This window comes from Stenomitos rutilans (genome assembly GCF_059505485.1).
The window spans coordinates 57,305-77,640 of record NZ_JCACKR010000035.1 but is presented as its reverse complement, the minus strand read 5'-3'; the positions used below and the strand labels follow the sequence as shown (position 1 = coordinate 77,640).

18 protein-coding genes are annotated in these 20,336 nt (G+C 50.5%); 11 read left to right on the top strand and 7 right to left on the bottom strand.

Going from position 1 to position 20,336, the window contains the following annotated elements; translation table 11 throughout:
- Positions 1-28 precede the first annotated feature (28 nt).
- The 5 genes from AC5JLP_RS05910 to AC5JLP_RS05890 all read left to right on the top strand — a co-directional run bounded on the left by AC5JLP_RS05910 (position 29) and on the right by AC5JLP_RS05890 (position 9,880).
- Positions 29-778 (top strand): metal ABC transporter ATP-binding protein, encoded by a 750-nt coding sequence (locus AC5JLP_RS05910; protein WP_496066991.1) that lies wholly within the window; start codon positions 29-31, stop codon positions 776-778.
- A 172-nt stretch (positions 779-950) separates the two neighbouring features.
- Positions 951-1,811: a metal ABC transporter permease gene (locus AC5JLP_RS05905; RefSeq protein WP_496066990.1), complete on the top strand. Its 861-nt coding sequence runs from the start codon at positions 951-953 to the stop codon at positions 1,809-1,811.
- A gap of 576 nt (positions 1,812-2,387) precedes the next feature.
- The gene (locus tag AC5JLP_RS05900; RefSeq protein WP_496066989.1) at positions 2,388-5,558 is read left to right on the top strand and encodes a GAF domain-containing protein; all 3,171 of its coding nucleotides are present in this window, start codon (positions 2,388-2,390) and stop codon (positions 5,556-5,558) included.
- Between the two features lie 138 nt (positions 5,559-5,696).
- On the top strand, positions 5,697-5,930 hold the full coding sequence (locus AC5JLP_RS05895; protein ID WP_496066988.1) for a Nif11-like leader peptide family natural product precursor: 234 nt from the start codon (positions 5,697-5,699) through the stop codon (positions 5,928-5,930).
- 293 nt (positions 5,931-6,223) lie between these two features.
- A complete protein-coding gene (locus tag AC5JLP_RS05890) occupies positions 6,224-9,880 on the top strand; it encodes a tetratricopeptide repeat protein (RefSeq protein WP_496066987.1) in 3,657 nt (1,218 codons plus the stop codon).
- On the opposite strand, the gene AC5JLP_RS05885 is transcribed toward AC5JLP_RS05890, so the two are convergent.
- The 5 genes from AC5JLP_RS05885 to AC5JLP_RS05865 form a co-directional block, all read right to left on the bottom strand.
- Positions 9,858-9,980: a hypothetical protein gene (locus AC5JLP_RS05885; RefSeq protein ID WP_496066986.1), complete on the bottom strand. Its 123-nt coding sequence runs from the start codon at positions 9,978-9,980 to the stop codon at positions 9,858-9,860. The genes AC5JLP_RS05890 and AC5JLP_RS05885 overlap by 23 nt on opposite strands.
- A gap of 266 nt (positions 9,981-10,246) precedes the next feature.
- The gene (locus tag AC5JLP_RS05880) at positions 10,247-10,465 is read right to left on the bottom strand and encodes a ParE family toxin-like protein (RefSeq protein WP_496066985.1); all 219 of its coding nucleotides are present in this window, start codon (positions 10,463-10,465) and stop codon (positions 10,247-10,249) included.
- A complete protein-coding gene (locus tag AC5JLP_RS05875) occupies positions 10,462-10,680 on the bottom strand; it encodes a hypothetical protein (protein WP_496066984.1) in 219 nt (72 codons plus the stop codon). Before AC5JLP_RS05875 ends, AC5JLP_RS05880 begins: the two co-directional genes overlap by 4 nt.
- A 104-nt stretch (positions 10,681-10,784) precedes the next feature.
- The gene (locus AC5JLP_RS05870) at positions 10,785-11,249 is read right to left on the bottom strand and encodes an HNH endonuclease (RefSeq protein WP_496066983.1); all 465 of its coding nucleotides are present in this window, start codon (positions 11,247-11,249) and stop codon (positions 10,785-10,787) included.
- Positions 11,250-11,431: 182 nt separating this feature from the next.
- Positions 11,432-12,007: a hypothetical protein gene (locus tag AC5JLP_RS05865; protein WP_496066982.1), complete on the bottom strand. Its 576-nt coding sequence runs from the start codon at positions 12,005-12,007 to the stop codon at positions 11,432-11,434.
- Between the two features lie 463 nt (positions 12,008-12,470).
- Between AC5JLP_RS05865 and AC5JLP_RS05860 the strand changes: the two genes are divergently transcribed.
- Complete coding sequence (locus AC5JLP_RS05860) at positions 12,471-13,409, top strand: DUF2167 domain-containing protein (RefSeq protein ID WP_496066981.1); 939 nt, start codon at positions 12,471-12,473, stop codon at positions 13,407-13,409.
- A 122-nt stretch (positions 13,410-13,531) separates the two neighbouring features.
- Here the strand turns inward: AC5JLP_RS05860 and AC5JLP_RS05855 are convergent, their stop codons facing one another.
- Entirely contained in the window at positions 13,532-13,915 is a 384-nt protein-coding gene (locus AC5JLP_RS05855; protein WP_496066980.1) for a nuclear transport factor 2 family protein, read from the bottom strand.
- 631 nt (positions 13,916-14,546) lie between these two features.
- On the opposite strand from AC5JLP_RS05855, the gene AC5JLP_RS05850 reads away from it, so the two are divergent.
- The 5 genes from AC5JLP_RS05850 to AC5JLP_RS05830 all read left to right on the top strand — a co-directional run bounded on the left by AC5JLP_RS05850 (position 14,547) and on the right by AC5JLP_RS05830 (position 18,940).
- Entirely contained in the window at positions 14,547-15,977 is a 1,431-nt protein-coding gene (locus tag AC5JLP_RS05850) for a form I ribulose bisphosphate carboxylase large subunit (protein ID WP_496066979.1), read from the top strand.
- 27 nt (positions 15,978-16,004) lie between these two features.
- Positions 16,005-16,457: a RuBisCO chaperone RbcX gene (gene rcbX, locus AC5JLP_RS05845; RefSeq protein ID WP_496066978.1), complete on the top strand. Its 453-nt coding sequence runs from the start codon at positions 16,005-16,007 to the stop codon at positions 16,455-16,457.
- Positions 16,458-16,542: 85 nt separating this feature from the next.
- The gene (locus tag AC5JLP_RS05840; protein WP_496066977.1) at positions 16,543-16,869 is read left to right on the top strand and encodes a ribulose bisphosphate carboxylase small subunit; all 327 of its coding nucleotides are present in this window, start codon (positions 16,543-16,545) and stop codon (positions 16,867-16,869) included.
- Positions 16,870-16,940: 71 nt separating this feature from the next.
- Positions 16,941-17,552 carry a GDSL-type esterase/lipase family protein gene (locus AC5JLP_RS05835; protein ID WP_496066976.1) on the top strand — a complete coding sequence of 204 codons (612 nt, stop codon included), beginning with the start codon at positions 16,941-16,943 and terminating at the stop codon, positions 17,550-17,552.
- Between the two features lie 56 nt (positions 17,553-17,608).
- A complete protein-coding gene (locus AC5JLP_RS05830; RefSeq protein ID WP_496066975.1) occupies positions 17,609-18,940 on the top strand; it encodes a RuBisCO small subunit-like domain-containing protein in 1,332 nt (443 codons plus the stop codon).
- Between the two features lie 47 nt (positions 18,941-18,987).
- On the opposite strand, the gene AC5JLP_RS05825 is transcribed toward AC5JLP_RS05830, so the two are convergent.
- Entirely contained in the window at positions 18,988-20,142 is a 1,155-nt protein-coding gene (locus AC5JLP_RS05825; protein WP_496066974.1) for a PEP-CTERM sorting domain-containing protein, read from the bottom strand.
- Positions 20,143-20,336: the final 194 nt, after the last annotated feature.

The window sequence follows — 20,336 nt, the reverse complement described above, 5'->3', positions numbered from 1 at the left end:
TAATGATTCTCATTCCAATTAAGTCGTTATGCTACAGGTTCAGCACCTTAGTGTCAATTACCGTCATTTGCAGGCGCTGGAGAATATTGGCTTCGACTTGCCTGATGGCTCGCTGGTGGGGTTAATTGGCCCTAATGGTGCAGGTAAAAGCACGCTGATTAAAGCGCTAGTGGGTCTGCTGCCAGTCACGCAAGGGCAGGTGTTGTATCAAGGCGAACTGCTAAAACGGCAGCGTCAGCGAGTGGCCTATGTTCCCCAGCGATCGCAGATCGATTGGGATTACCCCATCACAGTTTGGGGCGTTGTCATGATGGCGCGAACTACCCATGCGGGTTGGCTGCGATCGTACAGTCGCCAATCCCAAGAAGTTGTCAAAGCGGCTTTGGAGCAAGTAGAGTTACTGCCTTTACGCGATCGTCCCATTGGAGCACTTTCGGGCGGGCAGCAGCAGCGGGTGTTTTTGGCGAGAGCGATCGCTCAACAAGCCGATCTGCTTCTGCTAGATGAACCTCTCGCTGCCGTAGACAAAAAAACCGAAGCGCTCATTTTTCAGATTTACGATGAATTGAAAGCCCAAGGCAAAACCCTCTTAATCAGTTGCCACGAATGGGGTGGTATCTTAGATCGCTACGACCAGTTGTTGCTGCTTAACCAACGTCTGATCGCCCACGGTGCCCCTAAAGAGGTCATGACCCAGCAAAACATCCAAACCGCCTACGGCATTCCCCCACAGCTACCGCACTTTCATGACTCATTAGAAAGTAACTTCTTTTGTTGATGGCAGATGGCAGAAGGTAGAAGGTAAAAGAAGGTAGAGGCTAGAGAAGTTGTTGGTTGTCAGTTGTTAGTTTTTAGAAGAACGCTGACCGCTGATAGCAAAAGGCAAAAGGCGGAAGGCTAGAATCGGAACTCAGAACTCAAAACTTAAAACTCTCCTTCCCCCTCCCCTCATGCTCGACTGGTTACTTGAGCCACTTAGCTCTGAATTTATGCGAAACGCACTGTCAGTCGGTATGCTAATCGGGATTTTATGCCCTGTGATTGGTACCTACTTAATTGTGCAGCGGATGTCGTTGCTGGGAGACGTGATGGCCCACTCGGTCTTGCCGGGGCTGGCGATCGCCTTCTTTTTGCGGATTAATATTTTGATTGGTGCCTTTGTTTCGGGCATTGTTAGTGCCTTTGTCATTGCCTGGATACGATCGCAAACGCGCATTAAAGTGGATGCGGCAATGGCGATCGTGTTTAGCAGCTTTTTTGCGCTGGGAATTTTACTCATTACACTGTTACGGAACAAGCTCGATCTAGATGGCTTTTTGTTTGGCGATATTCTGGGCGTAACACAGCAAGATGTTGTGCGAACTGCGTTAATTACCATTACAGTGTTGTTGCTTGTACGGCTTTTTTATAAAGAACTGCTGTTTTACACCTTCGATCGGTTGGGCGCACAGGCGATCGGCCTGCCTGTAGAACGCCTTTACCTTGGCCTTATGGCAGCTGTAACGCTGACGATTATCGCCAGTATGCAAACCGTCGGCGTGGTGCTAGTGGTAGCCATGTTAGTATGTCCAGGGACGGCGGCTTACTTGCTGGTAAAGGACCTCCACCACATGATGGGAGTCGGTGCTCTGATGGGTGTGCTTGCCAATGTTGGTGGCATGTATGCCAGTTATTATTTAAATGTGCCGTCAGGCCCCTGCATTGTGTTGCTCAGTTTTGGTCTATTGGTGCTGACGCTTTTGTTTAGCCCTTCCCAAGGTTTATTAACCCGCGATCGAGACCGTAACCAACGCTCAGAGCAGAAGCACTGACTGATGCAGCATCATTCGATCTTTAAAGGTAATCAGCGGTAAAAAGGCACAAGCACAAGCCAGAACTCAAAACTTTTGTGCTGAGGTCGATCGCCCATAACTGAGTTGTTCAGAGACAAGCTGAAGGCGTTTTCAAGTGCCTTTCAAGCAGCCCCGAAACAGATTAAGACTAAAATGTACCACACGGTATACAGCCACAATGTTTGCAAATATTCTGTAATGAGATTGGGCATCCTAGAGAGTAGTTCGTTAATCTAATGAGGTGCGTTTACCCTCTTACGTTAGTAGTATTGATGGCAGCGTGAAGCAGCTTTTGTTGTCAAACAACTGAACAGCAAAAGTGCAATAGAACGTAGCCAGATTTTTCTCCGGCAAAGGTCAAGTACCTGACGGCTTGTTTATTCAACTCAGCGATCGAGTCGCCGTGCAATGCGTGTGCTGGAGTACTTGAATCGCAATGTCTTAAGAAATTTGCTTAACGAAGGGCTGCACACCACTACCGCTGTTATGCTCATGCACGCTTGAAGCAACCGGATGAGCGCTTGAGGGCTCACAACTGTAAAACAGAAGGCAATAATGCTGGAACTGCTCCAAAACCTGCTTGCGCCCGATCGGTATATGCCGCATGGGCAATGCTATCTTTGGCAAACACCGCTGATTGGGCTACATGTTGTGAGCGATGCGCTGATTGCGATCGCCTACTTCTCGATCCCAGCCATGCTCATCTACTTCATCCGCAAGCGCAAAGATATTCCCTTCTCTCATATCTTTGTCATGTTTGGGGCGTTCATCGTACTGTGCGGTACCGGGCATTTGTTGGATATCTGGACGTTGTGGTATCCCGCTTATTGGCTATCAGGTGGGGTACGTGCGCTGACGGCTCTGGTTTCTTGCTATACAGCACTGCAACTTGTGAACTTGTTGCCGCAGTTTCTCGCGCTCAAAACACCAGACGAACTCGAAACCATTAATCAGCAGTTGCAGCAAGAAATTGTCGAACGACGACGGGCAGAAGATGCCCTGCAAAACATTGTGGCTGGCACCGCCTCCGTCACGGGCAGCGATTTTTTTCCAGCGCTAGTGCAGCATCTAGCGATCGGGCTGCATCTACACTACGCCATCGTGTCAGAAATCTTGATCGATCGTCCTGGTGAAATTACAACGCTGGCGTTTTGGGCCAACGAGGCTTTAGTTCCAAATCTGACGATCGTGCTTGCAGGTAACCCTTGCCAGGTGGTGATTCAAGAAGGTCAGTTGCGTCATTACCCAGATGCCTTGCAGGAGCGCTTTCCTAACTCTGCCGTTGCCAAAGAGCTGCAAGCGGAAAGCTACTTGGGGGTGCCTTTAGTCAATGCGGCAGGGCTTGTCATTGGACATTTATGTCTGATGCATACGCAGCCACTTCCGCTAGACGAAAACCAACACGCAATTATCCGGGTGTTTGCAGCCCGTGCCGCAGCCGAGCTTGAGCGGCAGTGGGCCGAGCAAGGTCGCAGGCGAGCCTATGAAGCGCTGGAATTTCGGGTAGACGAGCGGACGGCTGAATTGCTTACCATTAACACCACCCTCGAAACAGAAATTCAAGAACGCATTGCAGCAGAAGTCGAATTGCAGCGGATGGCAGAGCGTGAGCGTGCAACCACGCGGGTCATTCTACGGATGCGGCAGAGCTTAGACCTGGATGACATCTTTAACACCACGACGGTGGAACTACGGCAGGCCATTCGCTGCGATCGCGCCCTCATCTATCGCTTTAACCCGGATTGGAGCGGCCATGTGGTCTCTGAGTCGGTTTCGCCAACCTGGACTGCGATCGTGCCCTCTCGCTATGACGATCCAGCGCTCATCAAAGTTGCGGTCGATCGGCCAGATTGCATCATCAAGCGGCTTGATGGCAAGGAAATCGTCATTCAAGACACCTACCTGCAAGCCAATGAAGGCAGGCCTTATCACACAGGAAACAATCATTGCTGTGTACCTGACATCTATACCGCAGGGTTTGATGACTGCTATATCGAACTGCTCGAAGCACTGCAAGCACGGGCTTATGTCATCGTTCCCATTTTTTGCGGCAGTCAACTGTGGGGCTTGCTAGCCGCCTACCAGAACGACGCACCACGACAATGGCAGGAGGCTGAAATTCGGGTGGTCTCTCAAATCAGTGGGCAGCTCGGAGTGGCTGTACAACAAGCCGAATTGTTTGCCCAAACCCAACAGCAAGCCGCCGCTTTGCAAGAAGCCAAAGAGCTTGCAGATGCCGCCAACCGTGCTAAGAGTGAGTTCCTGGCTAATATGAGCCATGAGTTGCGCACCCCCTTAAATGCAGTGCTGGGCTTTACTCAACTCATGTCATGCGATGGGTCATTAACGCCGTCCCACCACGAATATCTTGATATCATCAACCGCAGCGGTGAGCACCTGCTCAAGCTGATTAACGATGTGTTGGAGATGTCCAAAATTGAGGCCGGACAAATTGCCTTGGATGTCGATCACTTTGATCTTCACAATTTGCTGCACAACATCGAAGAAATGCTGCACCTGCGCGCCAAGGCGAAAAACTTGCAGTTCTTCATTGTGTGTGCACAAGACGTACCCCAATTTGTCATCGCCGACGAAAGCAAGCTTCAACAGATTCTGATTAACCTCTTAGGCAATGCCATCAAATTTACGCAACGCGGTGGCGTGACGCTAAGGGTCTCTCAGAGTGCTATGCTTCCGCCGACAGACAACCCACGACTACTCAATGAATCACAGACTGCGCTGCCGATCAAACTGCACTTTGCGGTAGAAGATACGGGCGTGGGCATGTCACTAGAAGAGCGCCAAAATCTCTTTAAACCGTTTGAACAAACCCGTAGTGGCTTAGCCGCTTCAGAAGGAACCGGGTTGGGGCTTGCCATCAGCCAAAAATTTGTACAACTCATGGATGGCAATATCACCGTCACGAGCCAGCGCGATCGTGGCAGTATCTTTTCCTTTGCCGTTCCCGTTCGTTATACAACCTCGATCAACGCTCCTACCCTACGTCCCATTACTCAAACTGTGATTGGATTAGCCCCCAACCAACCCACATATCGGATTTTGATTGCCGAAGACAATGCCACCAACCGCTATTTACTTTCACAAATGCTGCGGATCCCAGGGTTTGCATTGAAGGAAGTGGACAATGGGCTAGAGGCGATCGCGGTCTGCAAGCAATGGCAACCACACTTGATTTTGATGGATATGCGTATGCCTGTCATGGACGGTGTTGAAGCCACCCGGCAAATTAAAGCTAACGCCGAGACACAAGACACGATCGTGATCGCGCTCACCGCGAGTGCCTTTGAAGAGCAGCGGCAAGCCTTTCTCGCCGTTGGGTGTAACGACTTTCTCAGCAAACCCTTTCAACGACTATCCCTCTTTACCAAAATTAGCCAGCATTTGAACGTGCGCTATCTCTATGAAACCGCTGGCTCTATCCAAACCCCTCAGCCTGCTCCTCACGATCAAGCCTCCCTACAGTTGTCTGACCGTGATCTAAAAACCAGCTTAGCCAGGCAACCCGAAGCCTGGAGGGCACAACTCTACCGTGCCGCCTTAGAAGGCAGCGACACCCGCGTCTTTGATCTGCTAGAACGCATTCCAGTAGCACAAGCGTCCCTAAAAGAGGTCATTAGCGTGCTAGCTGAAGGCTTTCAGTTTGACCAAATTCTCATTCTGCTCTCCAGTCCAGAAACCGCCACGATCGAGGACGATCGCGCTTGATCAGCATGATCTTACGGTTCGCCAAAAGGCAGGCCCAATTCGGTAGCATTTGCTAGTAAGAGAGCCGTTTAGGGCACTATAACGATTAAAGATACGCTTAAACCTGGATAGAAATGCCAAGCAGAAGGAGGCTCAGGGATGTCTATTGAAAGTGCAAATCGGTTTCTAGAAGCGGTTGCTTACGATGAAACATTGCGCGATCGCTTTGAAGGGGTTACAAATCCAGATGATTTCTTGAAAATCACAGAGCAACTGGGCTATAGCTTTACAACAGACGAACTGATGGCGATTGCCAAAGAACAAAGCCAGGGCGTGATAGTCAGACGCAGTACAGGCGTGTGGAAATGGCTGCGCAACGTTAGCTGGGTCTAGCGGATAGAGACGGTTCTGGCAAGAAGCTTGTAGAGAGAATAAAGACTACAAGGAGACTAGATGAGGCACCTGTGCAACCCTCGTGGTTCATGTAGGATAAATGGTTTCACAGGGTACGGCAGTTGCCAAGAAAGGCACGACATTATCTAGCCTCAGCCCATGATCTTAGGGGCGAACGGCTGTGCCCCCCTACTTTGGTAGCAACCATTCTTTAAAGCCTGTGAGCCACCGATCGCGTTTTCAGTGCTGATAGGGCAGACTGTGGTTGCACCGCTCGTTTTGGATGCTTGCCCATGCGCTGCCGCATTGATTGGAAAGTCCGCGTTGCTCTCTTCGTTTTAACGCTGATTCTCTCTGTAGGGTTTGCTCCTACCAGCGGCAGCGTGCTGCGATCGTCCGCCGTTGCCCAAGTTCCCAATATCCGTTTATCTGACACACCTAAAGCCGAAGCAGACAAGCTCTTGCAGCAAGGCATTGCTGAGTTTGATGCGGGTCACTATGAAGCGGCAGCTACGCTCTATCAGCAAGCACTGGCACTGTATCAAGCCATTCCTGATCAAACGGGTATTGGGGGTGCGCTCACAGAATTGGGGCTGACCTACGCCACCCTGGGGGACTACGATCGCGCCGTTGATTCTTACCAAAAGAGCTTAGCGATCGCGCGAGCCATCCCAGACCAAAACCTGGAAGCCACCACGCTGAATAGTCTGGGCTTTGTTTACGAAGACCGGGGAGATTACCCGCAAGCGCTGACGCTGTATGAGCAAAGTTTGACGATCGCGCGGGCACTCAAGAACCGCTTTCTGGAAGGTCGGGTGTTGGGCAATGTGGGCAACGCCTATGCTGGATTGTCCGACTACGCTAAAGCCGTGGAGGTGTACCAACAGCGGCTCACCATTGCGCGGGAACTCAACGACAAACAGGGCTTAGGCGCAGCACTCGGCAACTTGGGCAGCACCTATAAATCGTTGGGGGAATTTGCCCAGGCAATGGAGCATTACCAGCAAAGCCTGACGATCGCCCGCGCTTTGAACGATCGCATGGGCGAAGGCATTGGGTTGAGCAAACTAGGGAGCATTGCCTTTGCTGAAGGCGACTACCCCAGGGCGATCGACGACTATCAGCAAAGTCTCAAACTGGCTCAAGACACCAAATTTCTGTATGGGCAGGGGACGGTGCTAGAGCAGTTGGGCAATGTGTATCAGGCACAGCAGGACTACCGCAAGGCGATTGCGCTTTATGAGCAAAGTTTGACGATCGCTCAACAAATTAAAAACTACGGTATGGTACGACGGTTGCTCAAGAGAGAGGGCGAAATCTACCGCGATCAAGGCAAGACAGCTCAGGCTCTAGCGCTCTATCAGCAAAATTTGACGTTGGCGCAACAGGTGAAAGACCCTGCTGGAGCAGCCGCTTCCTGGGAAGATTTAGCTACGTTTTATTACCAGACCAGCCAGTTTCCCAAAGCCAACGAAGCTGCTCAGCAGAGCCTGACGATCGCCCGTAAACACAAAAACCGACGACGAGAAGGCGCGGCACTACGGATGCTGGGCACCATTTCGTTTGCAGAGGGCAATTATGACCTGGCAATCGCCACCCTCCAGCAAAGCCTGGCACTTGCTAGAGCCAACACCGATGCGATCGAAGAGGGCGGCGTACTCAACAATCTAGGCGTGGTGTATCGCGAGATGGGCGCTTACGACAAAGCCCTTGAAAGCGCCGAACAAAGTTTTACGATCGCCCGCGCTCGTAAAAATCGTACCCTGGAGCAAGCAGCTCTCAGCAGCCTTGGTTCTGCCTATGCCAGTCTGGGCGTTTATGGCAAGGCAATCAAAATTCATGAGCAAAGTCTTGCGTTGGCAAAGCAGGTGGGCGATCGCACGCGTGAACACGTCTCGTTGGGCAACCTCGGCATTGCGTATCTTGCCGTCAACAACCCGCGCAAAGGCGAGGCATACATCCAGGCAAAACTCAAAATCACGCGAGAAATTGCCGATCGAGTGGGCGAAAGCGGAGCCTTAAGCAATCTCGGTCTCGTTTACGACGATCAGAGCGACTATCTCAAAGCCATTGCAGCCTACCAGCAGTCCCTTGCCATCTCACAAGCCATCGGCAATCGGTTGGGTGAATCGATCACGCTGGGCAATTTGGGCTTGATTTACGATACGCTGGGCGACCATCCTAAAGCCATCACCTACCAGCAAAAGCGCTTAACGCTAACACGATCGCTCAAAGACCGACAGGGCGAAGCACAAGCATTGCTCAACCTGGGCAAGATCTATGCCGCACAACGGCAACTGAAGCCCGCGATCGCCGCCTATAACCAAAGCCTGACCATTGCCAGAGCCATTCACGATCGACGAGATGAAGGCTTAGCGCTGAACAATCTTGGTAGCGTTTGGTTTGAAGCAGGCAATCTACCAGTTGCCGAGCAGCACTTGCGCCAAAGCATTGATGTGTGGGAATCGCTTCGGGCAGGTTTGGGCAGCGATGATGCCAGTAAGGTCTCGTTGTTTGACGTGCAAGCCCTCACCTATCGCACCCTGCAAAAAGTTTTGATTGCCCAACAGCAACCCGAAGCCGCGCTTGAAATTGCTGAACGCGGTCGTGCCCGTGCCTTTGTAGAACTGCTAGCCGCACGAGTGGCAGACCAACACACCAATCCGGCAAACGATCGTCCTGGGCAAAATCCTTCAAACACGAATGAAGCGCTTTTACCAGAAAAGCTCAACGATGCGGTGCGATCGCCCACCGTGCCACAAATTAAACAAATTGCCCAGCAGCAAAACGCCACCCTGGTTGAGTATTCCCTCCTTTACGACCATGTGAAGGTGAATGGTCAAGACACCGCTCAAGAATCTCAACTGCTTATTTGGGTCGTGCAGCCTACAGGCAAAATTACGCTCCGTCAGGTTGACCTGCGTTCGTTATGGTCACAAAAGACGGAGTTAGCGCAGCAGTCCTTTCTCACCAGTCTCGTCAGCAGTAGCCGCAGTATCATCGGTGCAGGTGGGCGGGGTGCCAGTCCAACAGAAGGAGTCTCCCTGACGAGAGAGGAGCGCCGTCAGCAAAAGCGGAACAAATACCTTCAGCGACTCCATCAACTGCTCATTCAACCGATCGCCGATCTGCTCCCCCCCGACCCCAACGCGCACGTCATTTTCATTCCACAAGCCTCCCTCTATCTGGTGCCGTTTCCTGCACTTGCCGATGCTCAGGGGCAATACTTAATTCAACAGCACACCCTTTCGGTGGCTCCCTCCATTCAAGTGCTGGACTTTACCCATCGCCTGGAAGCAGAAGACATTCCATCTCCAAGCGCCAGTGATCGCCCATCTGCCGTCGTCGTTGGCAATCCCACCATGCCATCGATCGCGGTTGAGGTCGGACAACCCCCCGAACAATTGGCAAATCTCCCCGGTGCAGAGAAAGAAGCTACCGCGATCGCCACCATTCTTCAAACTCAACCCCTTACAGGCAACCAAGCCACTAAAGCAACGGTGTTGCCGCAAATGGCGCGTGCCCGCATTGTGCATCTTGCTACGCATGGATTGCTGGATGACTTTAAGGGCTTGGGTGTTCCCGGTGCGATCGCTCTGGCTCCAGCGGGTACCGATAACGGACTCCTCACATCCAGCGAAATTCTGGCGCTGAAGCTTAAAGCGCAACTGGTGGTTCTGAGTGCCTGCGATACGGGACGCGGCTCCATTACGGGCGATGGGGTGATTGGGCTATCGCGCTCCGTCATCTTGGCAGGCGTACCCAGTGTGATCGTCACTCTCTGGAGCATTCCCGATGCGCCTACCGCTGCTCTGATGACCGAGTTTTATCGCCACCTGCCGCTTCAATCTGGCAAAGCGCAGGCACTCCGACAGGCAATGTTAGCAACGCTCAAGGAGTATCCCAACCCGATCGATTGGGCGGCCTTCACCCTCGTGGGCGAACCTTAAAACGGTTGCGATCGATGTGCCATAAAGCAAATTCAGTGATTTGCCAACGTTGGCAAAACTCAGCAATCTGTTCGATCGGCAACTCGATCATCGGCATCACAAGTTCACCTCATAAAAGGGTGACGACTCAGGCATTCAAGCATCCTCGTTGTTTGACTCTCGGTGTTCTCCAACCTACTCTTGTACTGAATTCCCATTACATTGCAAACAAGATCACTTTGGCTTTAACGACCAAGATAAGCGGCGGCAGATCACCTTTGCATCACCACCAAGATCCCTCAACCGTCCACTTCATCGACTTGGTAGCTGGCGCTTCTACAACTGATCAAGCAGCATATCGTACTCTGTTTGAGAACCAACCCAGAACTAAATCACCGTGTCATCTTCCAACTGCCCGACAGCACGATAGTCTCTGTTGATGCGTGCAGAATAGATGGGCAATTTGGGATGTACTTTCTTGAATCGCAAGCTGGGATAGCCCGGATCTTGCTTGAATTGCCGATAGGCTTTGCGAGTCTGCTCTTGAATCGGTTTCGGGAGATCACCAAACATTTCACGGAAACCAGCAGTGGTACGAGACTTCACAACGTTTCTGGGTCTAATTCTTGAGTCTTGCCCGATCGATATTCTGCCATTGCTTCGGCTGCTAGTTTAGCCAACAGGTCTGGAGATCGAGCAAAAGAATCATCCCAGCGTTGCTCTTCTTCGAGTTCTTCTAAAATTAGGGTTGCGATCGCATCCTGCTTGTCAGTGGGCAGAGTTTTTAATTGTGCGATCGCTTGTTCAAGTCGTTCAGTCATGATTAAAATTTAACTTCTAGAAGTTACATTCTTCATTATCGCTTACCCAACCATATCAAAACATTACTTCGCTACTCGACTCTAGCAATATTTTATCTGGATGTTTATTCAATATTTTCCGCAGACTTCCACTGAGAAATAAAAAGTCTCCCTTTCTCTGTCGATTCATACCACATAAATTCTCGTCCTCTAGACGATGCTGTAATTGGTCGCTTATCAGGTAGATCAATTAGTAACCCATCTCGAAGTAGGTACATCAACAAGATTTCTGTATTCTGCCCAAAAGGTAGATTGATATATTCGGCTTCAGGGTTATCAATGAAATACTGCAAAATCCGTTGTTCATAGTCACCATACCTGCTATTTAAAACAGAAAGATTTTGCTTGTACATCTCTATTGATTTCTTGTCTATATCCCCCCTATCGAATCTTGTATGGCAAGTTGGGCATAGAGCAATAAGATTTTCAAACTCGTGCTTTTGGCATTTTGCCCAAGGAATAATGTGAGCAAGTTCCACAGGGGTTTGTCGGCAAGCTGGAATCGCGCACCTATGCCCTGCCTCAACCAAAACGTGCCTCCTTAGAGGCGCTGGTATATCTGGTCTATCACCCATAATTCTTGACTTTCACAGATAACCTTAAAAAACGCCACTACCTGAAATTAAAGCCAGCTAACGTTCGCGCTCACCGGACGCAGACAAACTTGGCAACTTAGCCGACTATGTTGGGGCGTTCCGGTGCAGCGCGGTTGTTAGGTAGCTGCACGCTTTGACGATATTAAACCTAGCTCAAATGCGAAATCCTTACGGAGTAAGTCAGCAAACTGCTTAGAATTCTCATCCTCAGCAAGAATAGAAACAAACTTAGCTAAAGCTTGCTTTACTTCTTCCAACAGTTTCGCAGGATTGACTCTTGTGACTGGTCCAAGGCGCAAAAGGGTTTCATCTTGCTTTAAATCAAATTCAGCACCCTCTTTTAAACGAGCTTCATGAACCAACCCATTCCGGTATTTATCGTACAAATCATCAGCATTTTTCTCTGAACTAAAACTTTGCAATTCTGCTTTGACAAAAGATTTAAATTCTTTTCCTACCTCTCTTCTCCCTATGCGACGTTGAGCAGCTTCATAACGGCTCATTGCATCGATTGCACTTAAAATGAGTAAACCAGAGGCAAATGCATAATTCATGCATATTAAGGCAGAAGCTGGCTCTATGTAAAAACCTCTAACGCGCTGCTCCCATGCAGCACCTAAATCAGAGTTGTCTAAATCTAAATCAGAGAATTGAAGTTTTGGTGCAAAGTACAAGAAGTCGCCAATTCGCATTTCTTTTAACCGCTCACTAATAGAACTAACTTAAGCATTGAATTCTCAACCGATAACCTTGATGTACCGTCCTAGACGGGGACTAAAGCTACCTAACTATTATTAGGCTGAAACTTTCCGTATAACACCCCAAATTGGCTGGATAGGCAGAATCTTTCTGTATAACAGCCTGCTTTAGTTTATCCCTGCTTCAGCACTGAGTCACTAGCGAACGATTTAATCCAAACGCTTGAGGATTTGAACCGCCGATCGCAGCCTCGTAATTTAAGTTAGAGAGCGATTCCTACTCATTCTGCGAGTTCTCAGAGTTACGGGCATTCTGGCAATCAGCCAGAGTCTTTGTTCTTAGCCAAATATTTACCTTTATGAAGGCATAACAGGCTGAGCGATCGCTTTTGGGAATGATGATTGGAATTGCTGAAGGTCAACGCAGCCAATCCATCATGCCTGAGAGAAGCCACTTATGAGTACAGCCATTCGTTCACCGTTTCGCATCTGCCTTTTCTTCATCGTTGGATTGCTCATTACACTCAATCTCACGCCCGTTTTTGCCGCTGCCACACCGCCCAAAGTGAACTGGACAGCGGGGCCAAAAGCCGTCTCTTTGGGTGACAATCTGGCTCAATTAAAGGTACCCAAAGGCTATCTCTTTGCGAATGCTGACGATACTCGTAAATTGATGACCTATCTGGGAAACCCCACCTCCAATGACGATATTGGGATGGTGGTACCGAATGACAATCAGCAAGATTGGCTGGTAGTCTTTAGCTACAACCCGATCGGCTATGTCAAAGATGATGACTCGCAGTCGATCGACAAAGATGCCATTCTGCAAAGCATTAAAAACGGCACCGAAGAAGACAACAAAAAGCGACAAGCGCAGGGCGGAGCACCCATCCTCATTACGGGTTGGCAAGAACCGCCCCACTACGACCCAGCCTCTCACGATCTGGTATGGTCGATCGCCGCTACCGAAGATGGTAAGCCTCTGATCAACTACAACACGCGCAAACTGGGCCGGAATGGTGTGACAGCGATTAACCTCGTCACATCTCCTGCCAACTTACCCAAAATCAAACCAGAGCTAAACGTCTTAATTGCCAACTACGCCTACATTCCCGGTAAGCAATATAGCGATTTCGTCTCTGGGCAAGACAAAGTGGCTGAAATTGGTCTGACCGCGCTCATTGCAGGGGGAGCCGGAGCCGCTGCGGCCAAAACGGGGCTACTTGCTAAACTGCTGCTGATTTTAGGCGTGGTAGCGAAAAAACTTTGGTTTCTTATTATTCTGGCTTTAGCGGGACTTAAGCAGTTGTTTGGCGGCAAGAAAACCCAGCCATCGTCCGACACAGCAACCAAAGCATCGGTTGAAGATCAGTCAGCCGATAAAGCTGGCGATTGAACGATCGCGCATGGTTGCCAAAACTCAATAATCTGTTCGATGGAAGTTCGAGCCTATTCATCATGAGTTTACCTGTGCAGAACTTGCGGCTCGTAGAGTTAAGTTGGTGTGCATGAGCGTGGTTAGGCACCGAGACCAGACGATGAAAGCGGACAGACGTCCATCGCTTGAATTAAGCCATGCTCAACGGTGAAACGGTGGCCGACGTGCTCATCGGCAAGCACAGTTCCGGTTAGATCGCGCACGACCTGATGCACCTCGACCAAAACCTGCCCTACATCCTCCGGGTGAAAGGCAATCGGCTCAACGTGTGGATTGATCTCGCTCCACTGCTCTGTCCAGTAAGCACGAACTTCTTCAGGCCCACGAACAAAACCACCTTTAAAGGCTCTCGGCCAAGCCACATCGGGAGTCATGAGTGCGAGGGCGGCATCAATATTACGCGCGTTGAAGGCCGCATACGCTGCACGTAGCAGCTCGATTTTTGGTGCAGGTTGATCCGACATAAGCGATAGGTGAAAGAGATGAGCTGGAGCCTAACTAAAGAGATGAGCTGAAACTTTCTGTATAACACCCGCTTTGGATTCAGTAGGCAAACCTTTATGTATAACGATCCGCTAGAAATGTGAAGCAATTGTTGCGAAGTGTAACAAAGAGGTGAGAACGGTTTTTGTGAGGGTTTGTTCCTCTCGGACGGCTCTTGAAAATTCGATCGTATGCTTGCAGCGAGGAACATGCCGATTGGCTGAAACGCCTGTTTTGATGCGTCTGTGCCGATTTTGCGATCGCGCACTCGGTGGCGAATTATGCAAAAAATGGCATTCTTGTCCACCATTCAATACAACTTTATACGTGGACTCAATTCATAACCTATTGTTATCAAACGATACAGAATGTTTGAAGCTTAGCTTATTGCTGGTACTCCAATAGCTGATACTATGAGAGCAATCTGAAGGAATTGGGTGAGCAACTCGTTCATTGCACCCAACCTCCCAGATTGCAAAGATTGGGACACCAACGAATTCTCCATTAGCAGAAGGTGGTTGCTGACTTTCGGATGCGCTCAGGTGAAAGCTTGGCTTGCTTCCGACGATTGCGATCGGGAAATTTTGTAGAGTTATACAGGAAGGGAGATTTATGTCTTACGCGCAAACAAGAACCCAGGCGAAGTCTGGGTACGAGGCTGGTGTTAAGGAGTACAAATTAACGTACTACACGCCGGACTACACTCCAAAAGACACCGACCTTTTGGCCGCCTTTCGTGTGACCCCACAGCCAGGCGTTCCGTTTGAAGAAGCAGGTGCTGCGGTTGCCGCCGAATCTTCTACAGGTACCTGGACGACTGTTTGGACTGACCTTTTAACCGACCTCGATCGCTACAAAGGTCGCTGCTATGACATCGAACCCGTTCCCGGTGAAGACAACCAGTTCATTGCATACATTGCCTATCCTTTGGACTTGTTTGAGGAAGGGTCTGTCACCAACGTCTTTACCTCGATCGTGGGTAACGTGTTTGGCTTCAAAGCTCTGAAAGCGCTGCGTTTAGAAGATTTGCGGATTCCCGTTGCGTATCTAAAGACCTTCCAAGGGCCTCCTCATGGTATTCAGGTTGAGCGCGACAAAATCAACAAGTATGGTCGTCCGTTGCTCGGTTGCACCATTAAGCCCAAGCTCGGTTTGTCTGCAAAGAATTACGGTCGTGCCGTGTATGAGTGTCTGCGCGGTGGTTTGGACTTCACCAAAGATGATGAAAACATCAACTCGGCACCCTTTCAGCGCTGGCGCGATCGCTTCTCCTTCGTGGCTGAAGCTATCTACAAAGCTCAGGCTGAAACGGGCGAAATCAAGGGTCACTACCTGAACGTTACAGCTCCTACCTGCGAAGAAATGCTGAAGCGGGCTGAGTACGCGAAAGAACTCGAAATGCCCATCATCATGCATGACTACCTGACCGCAGGTTTCACTGCTAACACTACACTGGCCCACTGGTGCCGTGATAACGGTGTCTTGCTCCACATTCACCGAGCCATGCACGCGGTCATCGATCGCCAGAAGAACCACGGGATTCACTTCCGCGTGTTGGCGAAAGCACTCCGCATGTCCGGTGGTGACCACATCCACACAGGTACCGTTGTGGGTAAACTCGAAGGCGACAAAGCCATCACCCTTGGTTTCATCGACCTACTGCGCGAAAACTACATCGAGAAAGATCGCTCTCGCGGGATCTACTTCACTCAGGACTGGGCTTCCATGCCCGGAGTCATGGCTGTAGCCTCCGGTGGTATCCACGTATGGCACATGCCTGCGCTTGTGGAAATCTTCGGCGATGACTCCGTGCTGCAATTTGGTGGTGGCACCCTGGGTCATCCCTGGGGTAACGCTCCGGGTGCAACCGCTAACCGCGTTGCGCTAGAAGCTTGCGTTCAGGCTCGTAACGAAGGTCGCGACTTGATGCGTGAAGGTGGCGACATCATCCGTGCTGCTTGCAAGTGGTCGCCTGAACTGGCAGTTGCTTGCGAACTGTGGAAAGAGATCAAGTTTGAGTTTGACGCAATGGATACCATTTAATCGTCACGGATGGAGGATGAAGGACCAATGACGCTTTGCTCGTCTGACTCCATCCTTCATCCTTCCCAACTCATCTTGTTCGCTATGGATCTAAAGCAAATTGCCAAAGATACGGCCAAGACGCTGGTGAGCTACTTGACGTATCAGTCTGTGCGAACGGTGATTGCTCAACTCAGTGAAACGGACCCGCCCCAAGCGTTCTGGTTGCAAAGCTTTTCATCACGAGAAAAGATTCAGGATGGTGAAGCCTATCTAAAGGCTCTCTTTCAAGAGCGCCAAGATCTGGCCTTTCGCATTCTGACCGTTAGAGAGCATCTAGCAGAAGAGATTGCTGATGTATTGCCTGAAATGCTTCGCACAAGCATACAGCAGGCCAATATGGATCAGCGTCGGCGACAGTTGGAGCGGATGACGCAGTTGGATCTCTCTGTTCCTAGCGTCAATCCAGAGCAAGAGCCAAATTCTGAAGAAATCGGATGAATCTGGTTAACCGCTAGTTGTGAATTTTTCCACACGAATGGTTAACACCTGAACAACTCGCTACTATTACCCAATCGAGAAATCTATGAGAACCTTACCGTTTGAGCGTCGTTATGAGACGTTTTCCTATCTGCCCTTGATGGACAACAACCAGATCTCTCGCCAGATTCAGTACACGCTGGATCAGGGATTCTTCCCTGGCGTTGAGTTTACCAATGACCCCAGCGCTGAAGCTCATTACTGGACGTTGTGGAAGTTGCCTATGTTTGGCGCACGCTCTCCTCAAGAAGTGCTGAATGAAGTGCAGCAGTGCAAGTCTGAGTACCCCAACAGCTACATTCGTGTGGTGGCGTTTGACAACATCAAGCAGTGCCAGGTGATGAGCTTTATCGTTCAGAAGCCACGCCATTAATGGGTGATGGTTCACTAATGTGATGGGAAGCGGGGTAGGGTAGGCAATGCCTGCTTTATCCCACTTTTTATATGATGACCGATCGCGATATCCGTTTCTGCTTTCTCGGTGAGTCGTTTGTCAATGGCACAGGCGATCGCACCCATCTGGGTTGGACGGGTAGACTGTGCCAAACCCTGTCTCAACGGGGCGATCGCGTGACCTACTACAACCTGGGAATTCGGCGCGAAACCAGCACTGAGCTTCTAGGACGCTGGCAGCAAGAGTGTGATCGCCGCCTGCCTCCAAGCTGTCATCATCGCGTTGTTTTTTGCTTTGGAGCGAATGACACGACATTGAACGATGGCGGCATGCGTGTGGAGCTGGCGCAATCGCTGGCAAATGCTCGACAGATTTTGAGTGTGGCTCAGCAGACCTATCCAGTTCTAATGATGGGCCCAGCGCCGATCGCTGATGATGACGCGCAAAACGCCAGAATTCACGAGTTATCAGGCCACTTTGCCCAACTCTGTGAAACGCTTAAGATTCCATATTTAGACATCTTTACGCCTCTAAGCCGATCAGCTACCTGGATGCAAGAAGCAAAGGCAGGCGATGGTGCTCACCCAGATGCAGGAGGCTACACCGAACTCGCTCATATCGTTCAAGCGTGGCCTGCCTGGAACGCCTTCATCTGTTTCTAACTCCCTCACTCCTGACTCCTGACTCCTCACCCCTCTCTCTCCGCCAACAAAGACCTATGAGCTACTACGTTTCGCCTCGCTTTCTCGACAAACTTTCGGTTCACATTACCAAAAACTTTCTGGATATTCCCAGCGTTAAAGTGCCGCTAATTTTAGGCATTCACGGGCGTAAGGGCGAAGGCAAATCTTTTCAGTGCGAACTCGCGTTTGAGCGCATGGGTGTCAATGTAGTTTACATGTCTGCTGGGGAACTCGAAAGCCCAGATGCAGGCGATCCCGGACGATTGGTGCGCTTGCGCTACCGCGAGGCAGCCGAACTGGTGAAGGTGCGCGGCAAAATGGCGGTGTTGATGATTAATGACATTGACGCAGGTGCTGGACGGGTCGATCAATACACGCAATACACCGTAAACACTCAAAACGTGAACGGGACGTTGATGAATATTGCCGACAATCCCACAAACGTCCAGCTTCCCGGTAGCTACGAACTGGAACCCAATCGACGTGTGCCGATTATTGTGACGGGGAATGACTTTTCCACACTGTATGCACCGTTAATCCGCGATGGGCGGATGGAGAAGTTTTTCTGGGAACCCGATCGCACCGATCGCGTTGGCGTTGTGAGCGGCATTTTCGAGGCCGATGGGGTGCAGCGTGGAGCCGTCGAAACTCTGGTAGACACCTTTCTCGATCAGTCGATCGACTTTTACGGAGCCATCCGATCGCGTCTCTATGACGAACAGGTCAAAGCCTTAATTGACGAAGTAGGAATCGATCGCATCTCGCAGCGGGTGGTCAACAGCGAACAGTCCGCACCCATCTTTCGCAAACCGAACTTCAACCTGCCGCATTTGCTTGAAGTGGGTCATCAACTCGTCGCCGAACAGCGCCGCATTCAAGAGATGGGGCTGGCAGAGCAATACAACAAAGCGCTGTACTTTAACCGGAAGCTGGGCGATGTCGATCGGGACGCTCTCAAACAACCCGCACCTGCCAACACGTCCTCGTACTACCACAAGTATGAAGATAGTCATACTGCTGGCAGTGGCAATGGCAAGAGCGAGTATCCGTCATCACCTGCGAGCTATGCGGGACAGCCCTCCAGCACCAAGCTCACTCCAGATGTGGTAACCCAGGTCAACCAGATTTTGAAGCAAGGGCTGCGGCTGGGCATTGAAACCGTGGACGAGCGACGCTTCCGCGCCAACTCCTGGAATTCCTATGGTGCTTTTCAGGGACAGGCATCAGAGGCGATCGCGGCTCTAGAGTCCTGCCTTGCTGAAAATGCCAAAAGCTACGTCCGGCTTGTAGGCATCGATCCTGAGAATCGACGCAGAGTAACAGAGACAATCATTCAACGACCCAACGGCAAAGTCGCCTCAGCCTAGAAACCCTTTTGTAGGAACGTTACATGTAACGTCCCTACAAGACAGAACTAAAGCTTGACCTGCGATCGACGTTGCCGCAACCGAGCTAACCCTAAACCACCCAAACCAAGCAGTAGGCCTGCAACCGTTGACGGTTCTGGTACAGCAGCCGTCGTCGCCACAACGCCGATCGGACGAATCAAACCACCGCTTGTAAACAGATCGCCTGAGAAGGTATCAGCGCTACCCTGTGCACCAGCATAGGCCAGCACAGAACCGAGGTTCGCGTTTGTATAGTCAAACCCAATCACGTAAAGATCATCACTGTTGGCACCCGACCCAAAGGTAAGGCTACCAATAAAGTTACTGCTGGGTATAGTACCTGTGTAATTAGTAGACAAAACACTGAGCAGATTGCCCTCCAGGTCATACTGCCGTACACCCGCCGCAAAGTCACTGACGTAAAGACTATCTTCTGTAGGCGATAGCGCCAGCCCCAATAAACTAATAAACCCAGGCGTTTCTGACAACAGTGCTGGTTGATCAGCAAAAACGCTGGGCGTCGTCGTTGGTGCTAAACCTGACACCTGCTCTGGGCTATAGCGCAACACCTGACTAGCATACGCAAAGGCTAAATCGCCCTTGGCATCATTGGCAGTGCCCTCAGTCGTGACGTAGAGGCTGCCATCAGGACCAAACAGCAATCCGTTAGGCCCGTTTAAGCCATTCAGCGAACCCAAGCCACCATTGTTGTCGGAAGCAAAAACACCTAGGAATGCTCCGGAGATTGAGTCATACCGCAGAATTTCGTTCGTCCGAAAACTACTGACATAAAGGCTACCATCTGGCCCAAACGCATTACCGTAAGGTCGCGTTAACCCACCACCAGAAGCGGCGACACCCAGAAACTCTCCTGTCAGGCTATAGCGAAGCACAGCGGAGTCTTGAGGGTAGGCAGCGTTGAAGAGATTCAAACCGCTATCGCCGCCACTGCTGACGTAGACGTTACCATCAGGCCCGATCGTGAGGTCATCGGGTGCTCGTAGCCCGCCTAAACCGGGTGTCACAAAGTTACCCTGAAAGATGCCAGTGCTTTCATCAAAAACGATGATATTGTTGCTGTCGCTGTTGCCAATCAGTAAAGCTGCTTCTGCCTTGGATGCAGCCAGGCCGAGCAGCGTGAAAAGACCGAGAAGAACAGGAATAGGCAGGCGAATCTTCATGAAGCTTGCGTGTTAGTACGAACGGCTACACCATCTTCTGGAGGCACTCATATCAGCACAGTGTTAATGGTTACAAATCGATCGTATGTTTACGTAAAACCGCCTTTGGTAAAGTTCCTATAAAGAAAATGGCCTACACGTTGCTTAATCACGCCTACTACCAGGTGACCCGCTTCAGAAATCTTCCCATATTT

Coding starts and splice junctions, on each gene's coding strand:
- AC5JLP_RS05895 (WP_496066988.1), top strand. CDS start 5,697: ATGTCTATTGAAAGTGCAAATCGGTTTCTAGAAGCGGTTGCTTACGAT.
- AC5JLP_RS05830 (WP_496066975.1), top strand. CDS start 17,609: ATGAGCTACTACGTTTCGCCTCGCTTTCTCGACAAACTTTCGGTTCAC.
- AC5JLP_RS05900 (WP_496066989.1), top strand. CDS start 2,388: ATGCTGGAACTGCTCCAAAACCTGCTTGCGCCCGATCGGTATATGCCG.
- AC5JLP_RS05910 (WP_496066991.1), top strand. CDS start 29: ATGCTACAGGTTCAGCACCTTAGTGTCAATTACCGTCATTTGCAGGCG.
- AC5JLP_RS05905 (WP_496066990.1), top strand. CDS start 951: ATGCTCGACTGGTTACTTGAGCCACTTAGCTCTGAATTTATGCGAAAC.
- AC5JLP_RS05835 (WP_496066976.1), top strand. CDS start 16,941: ATGATGACCGATCGCGATATCCGTTTCTGCTTTCTCGGTGAGTCGTTT.
- AC5JLP_RS05850 (WP_496066979.1), top strand. CDS start 14,547: ATGTCTTACGCGCAAACAAGAACCCAGGCGAAGTCTGGGTACGAGGCT.
- AC5JLP_RS05865 (WP_496066982.1), bottom strand. CDS start 12,007: ATGCGAATTGGCGACTTCTTGTACTTTGCACCAAAACTTCAATTCTCT.
- AC5JLP_RS05860 (WP_496066981.1), top strand. CDS start 12,471: ATGAGTACAGCCATTCGTTCACCGTTTCGCATCTGCCTTTTCTTCATC.
- AC5JLP_RS05825 (WP_496066974.1), bottom strand. CDS start 20,142: ATGAAGATTCGCCTGCCTATTCCTGTTCTTCTCGGTCTTTTCACGCTG.
- AC5JLP_RS05840 (WP_496066977.1), top strand. CDS start 16,543: ATGAGAACCTTACCGTTTGAGCGTCGTTATGAGACGTTTTCCTATCTG.
- AC5JLP_RS05855 (WP_496066980.1), bottom strand. CDS start 13,915: ATGTCGGATCAACCTGCACCAAAAATCGAGCTGCTACGTGCAGCGTAT.
- rcbX (WP_496066978.1), top strand. CDS start 16,005: ATGACGCTTTGCTCGTCTGACTCCATCCTTCATCCTTCCCAACTCATC.
- AC5JLP_RS05890 (WP_496066987.1), top strand. CDS start 6,224: ATGCGCTGCCGCATTGATTGGAAAGTCCGCGTTGCTCTCTTCGTTTTA.
- AC5JLP_RS05875 (WP_496066984.1), bottom strand. CDS start 10,680: ATGACTGAACGACTTGAACAAGCGATCGCACAATTAAAAACTCTGCCC.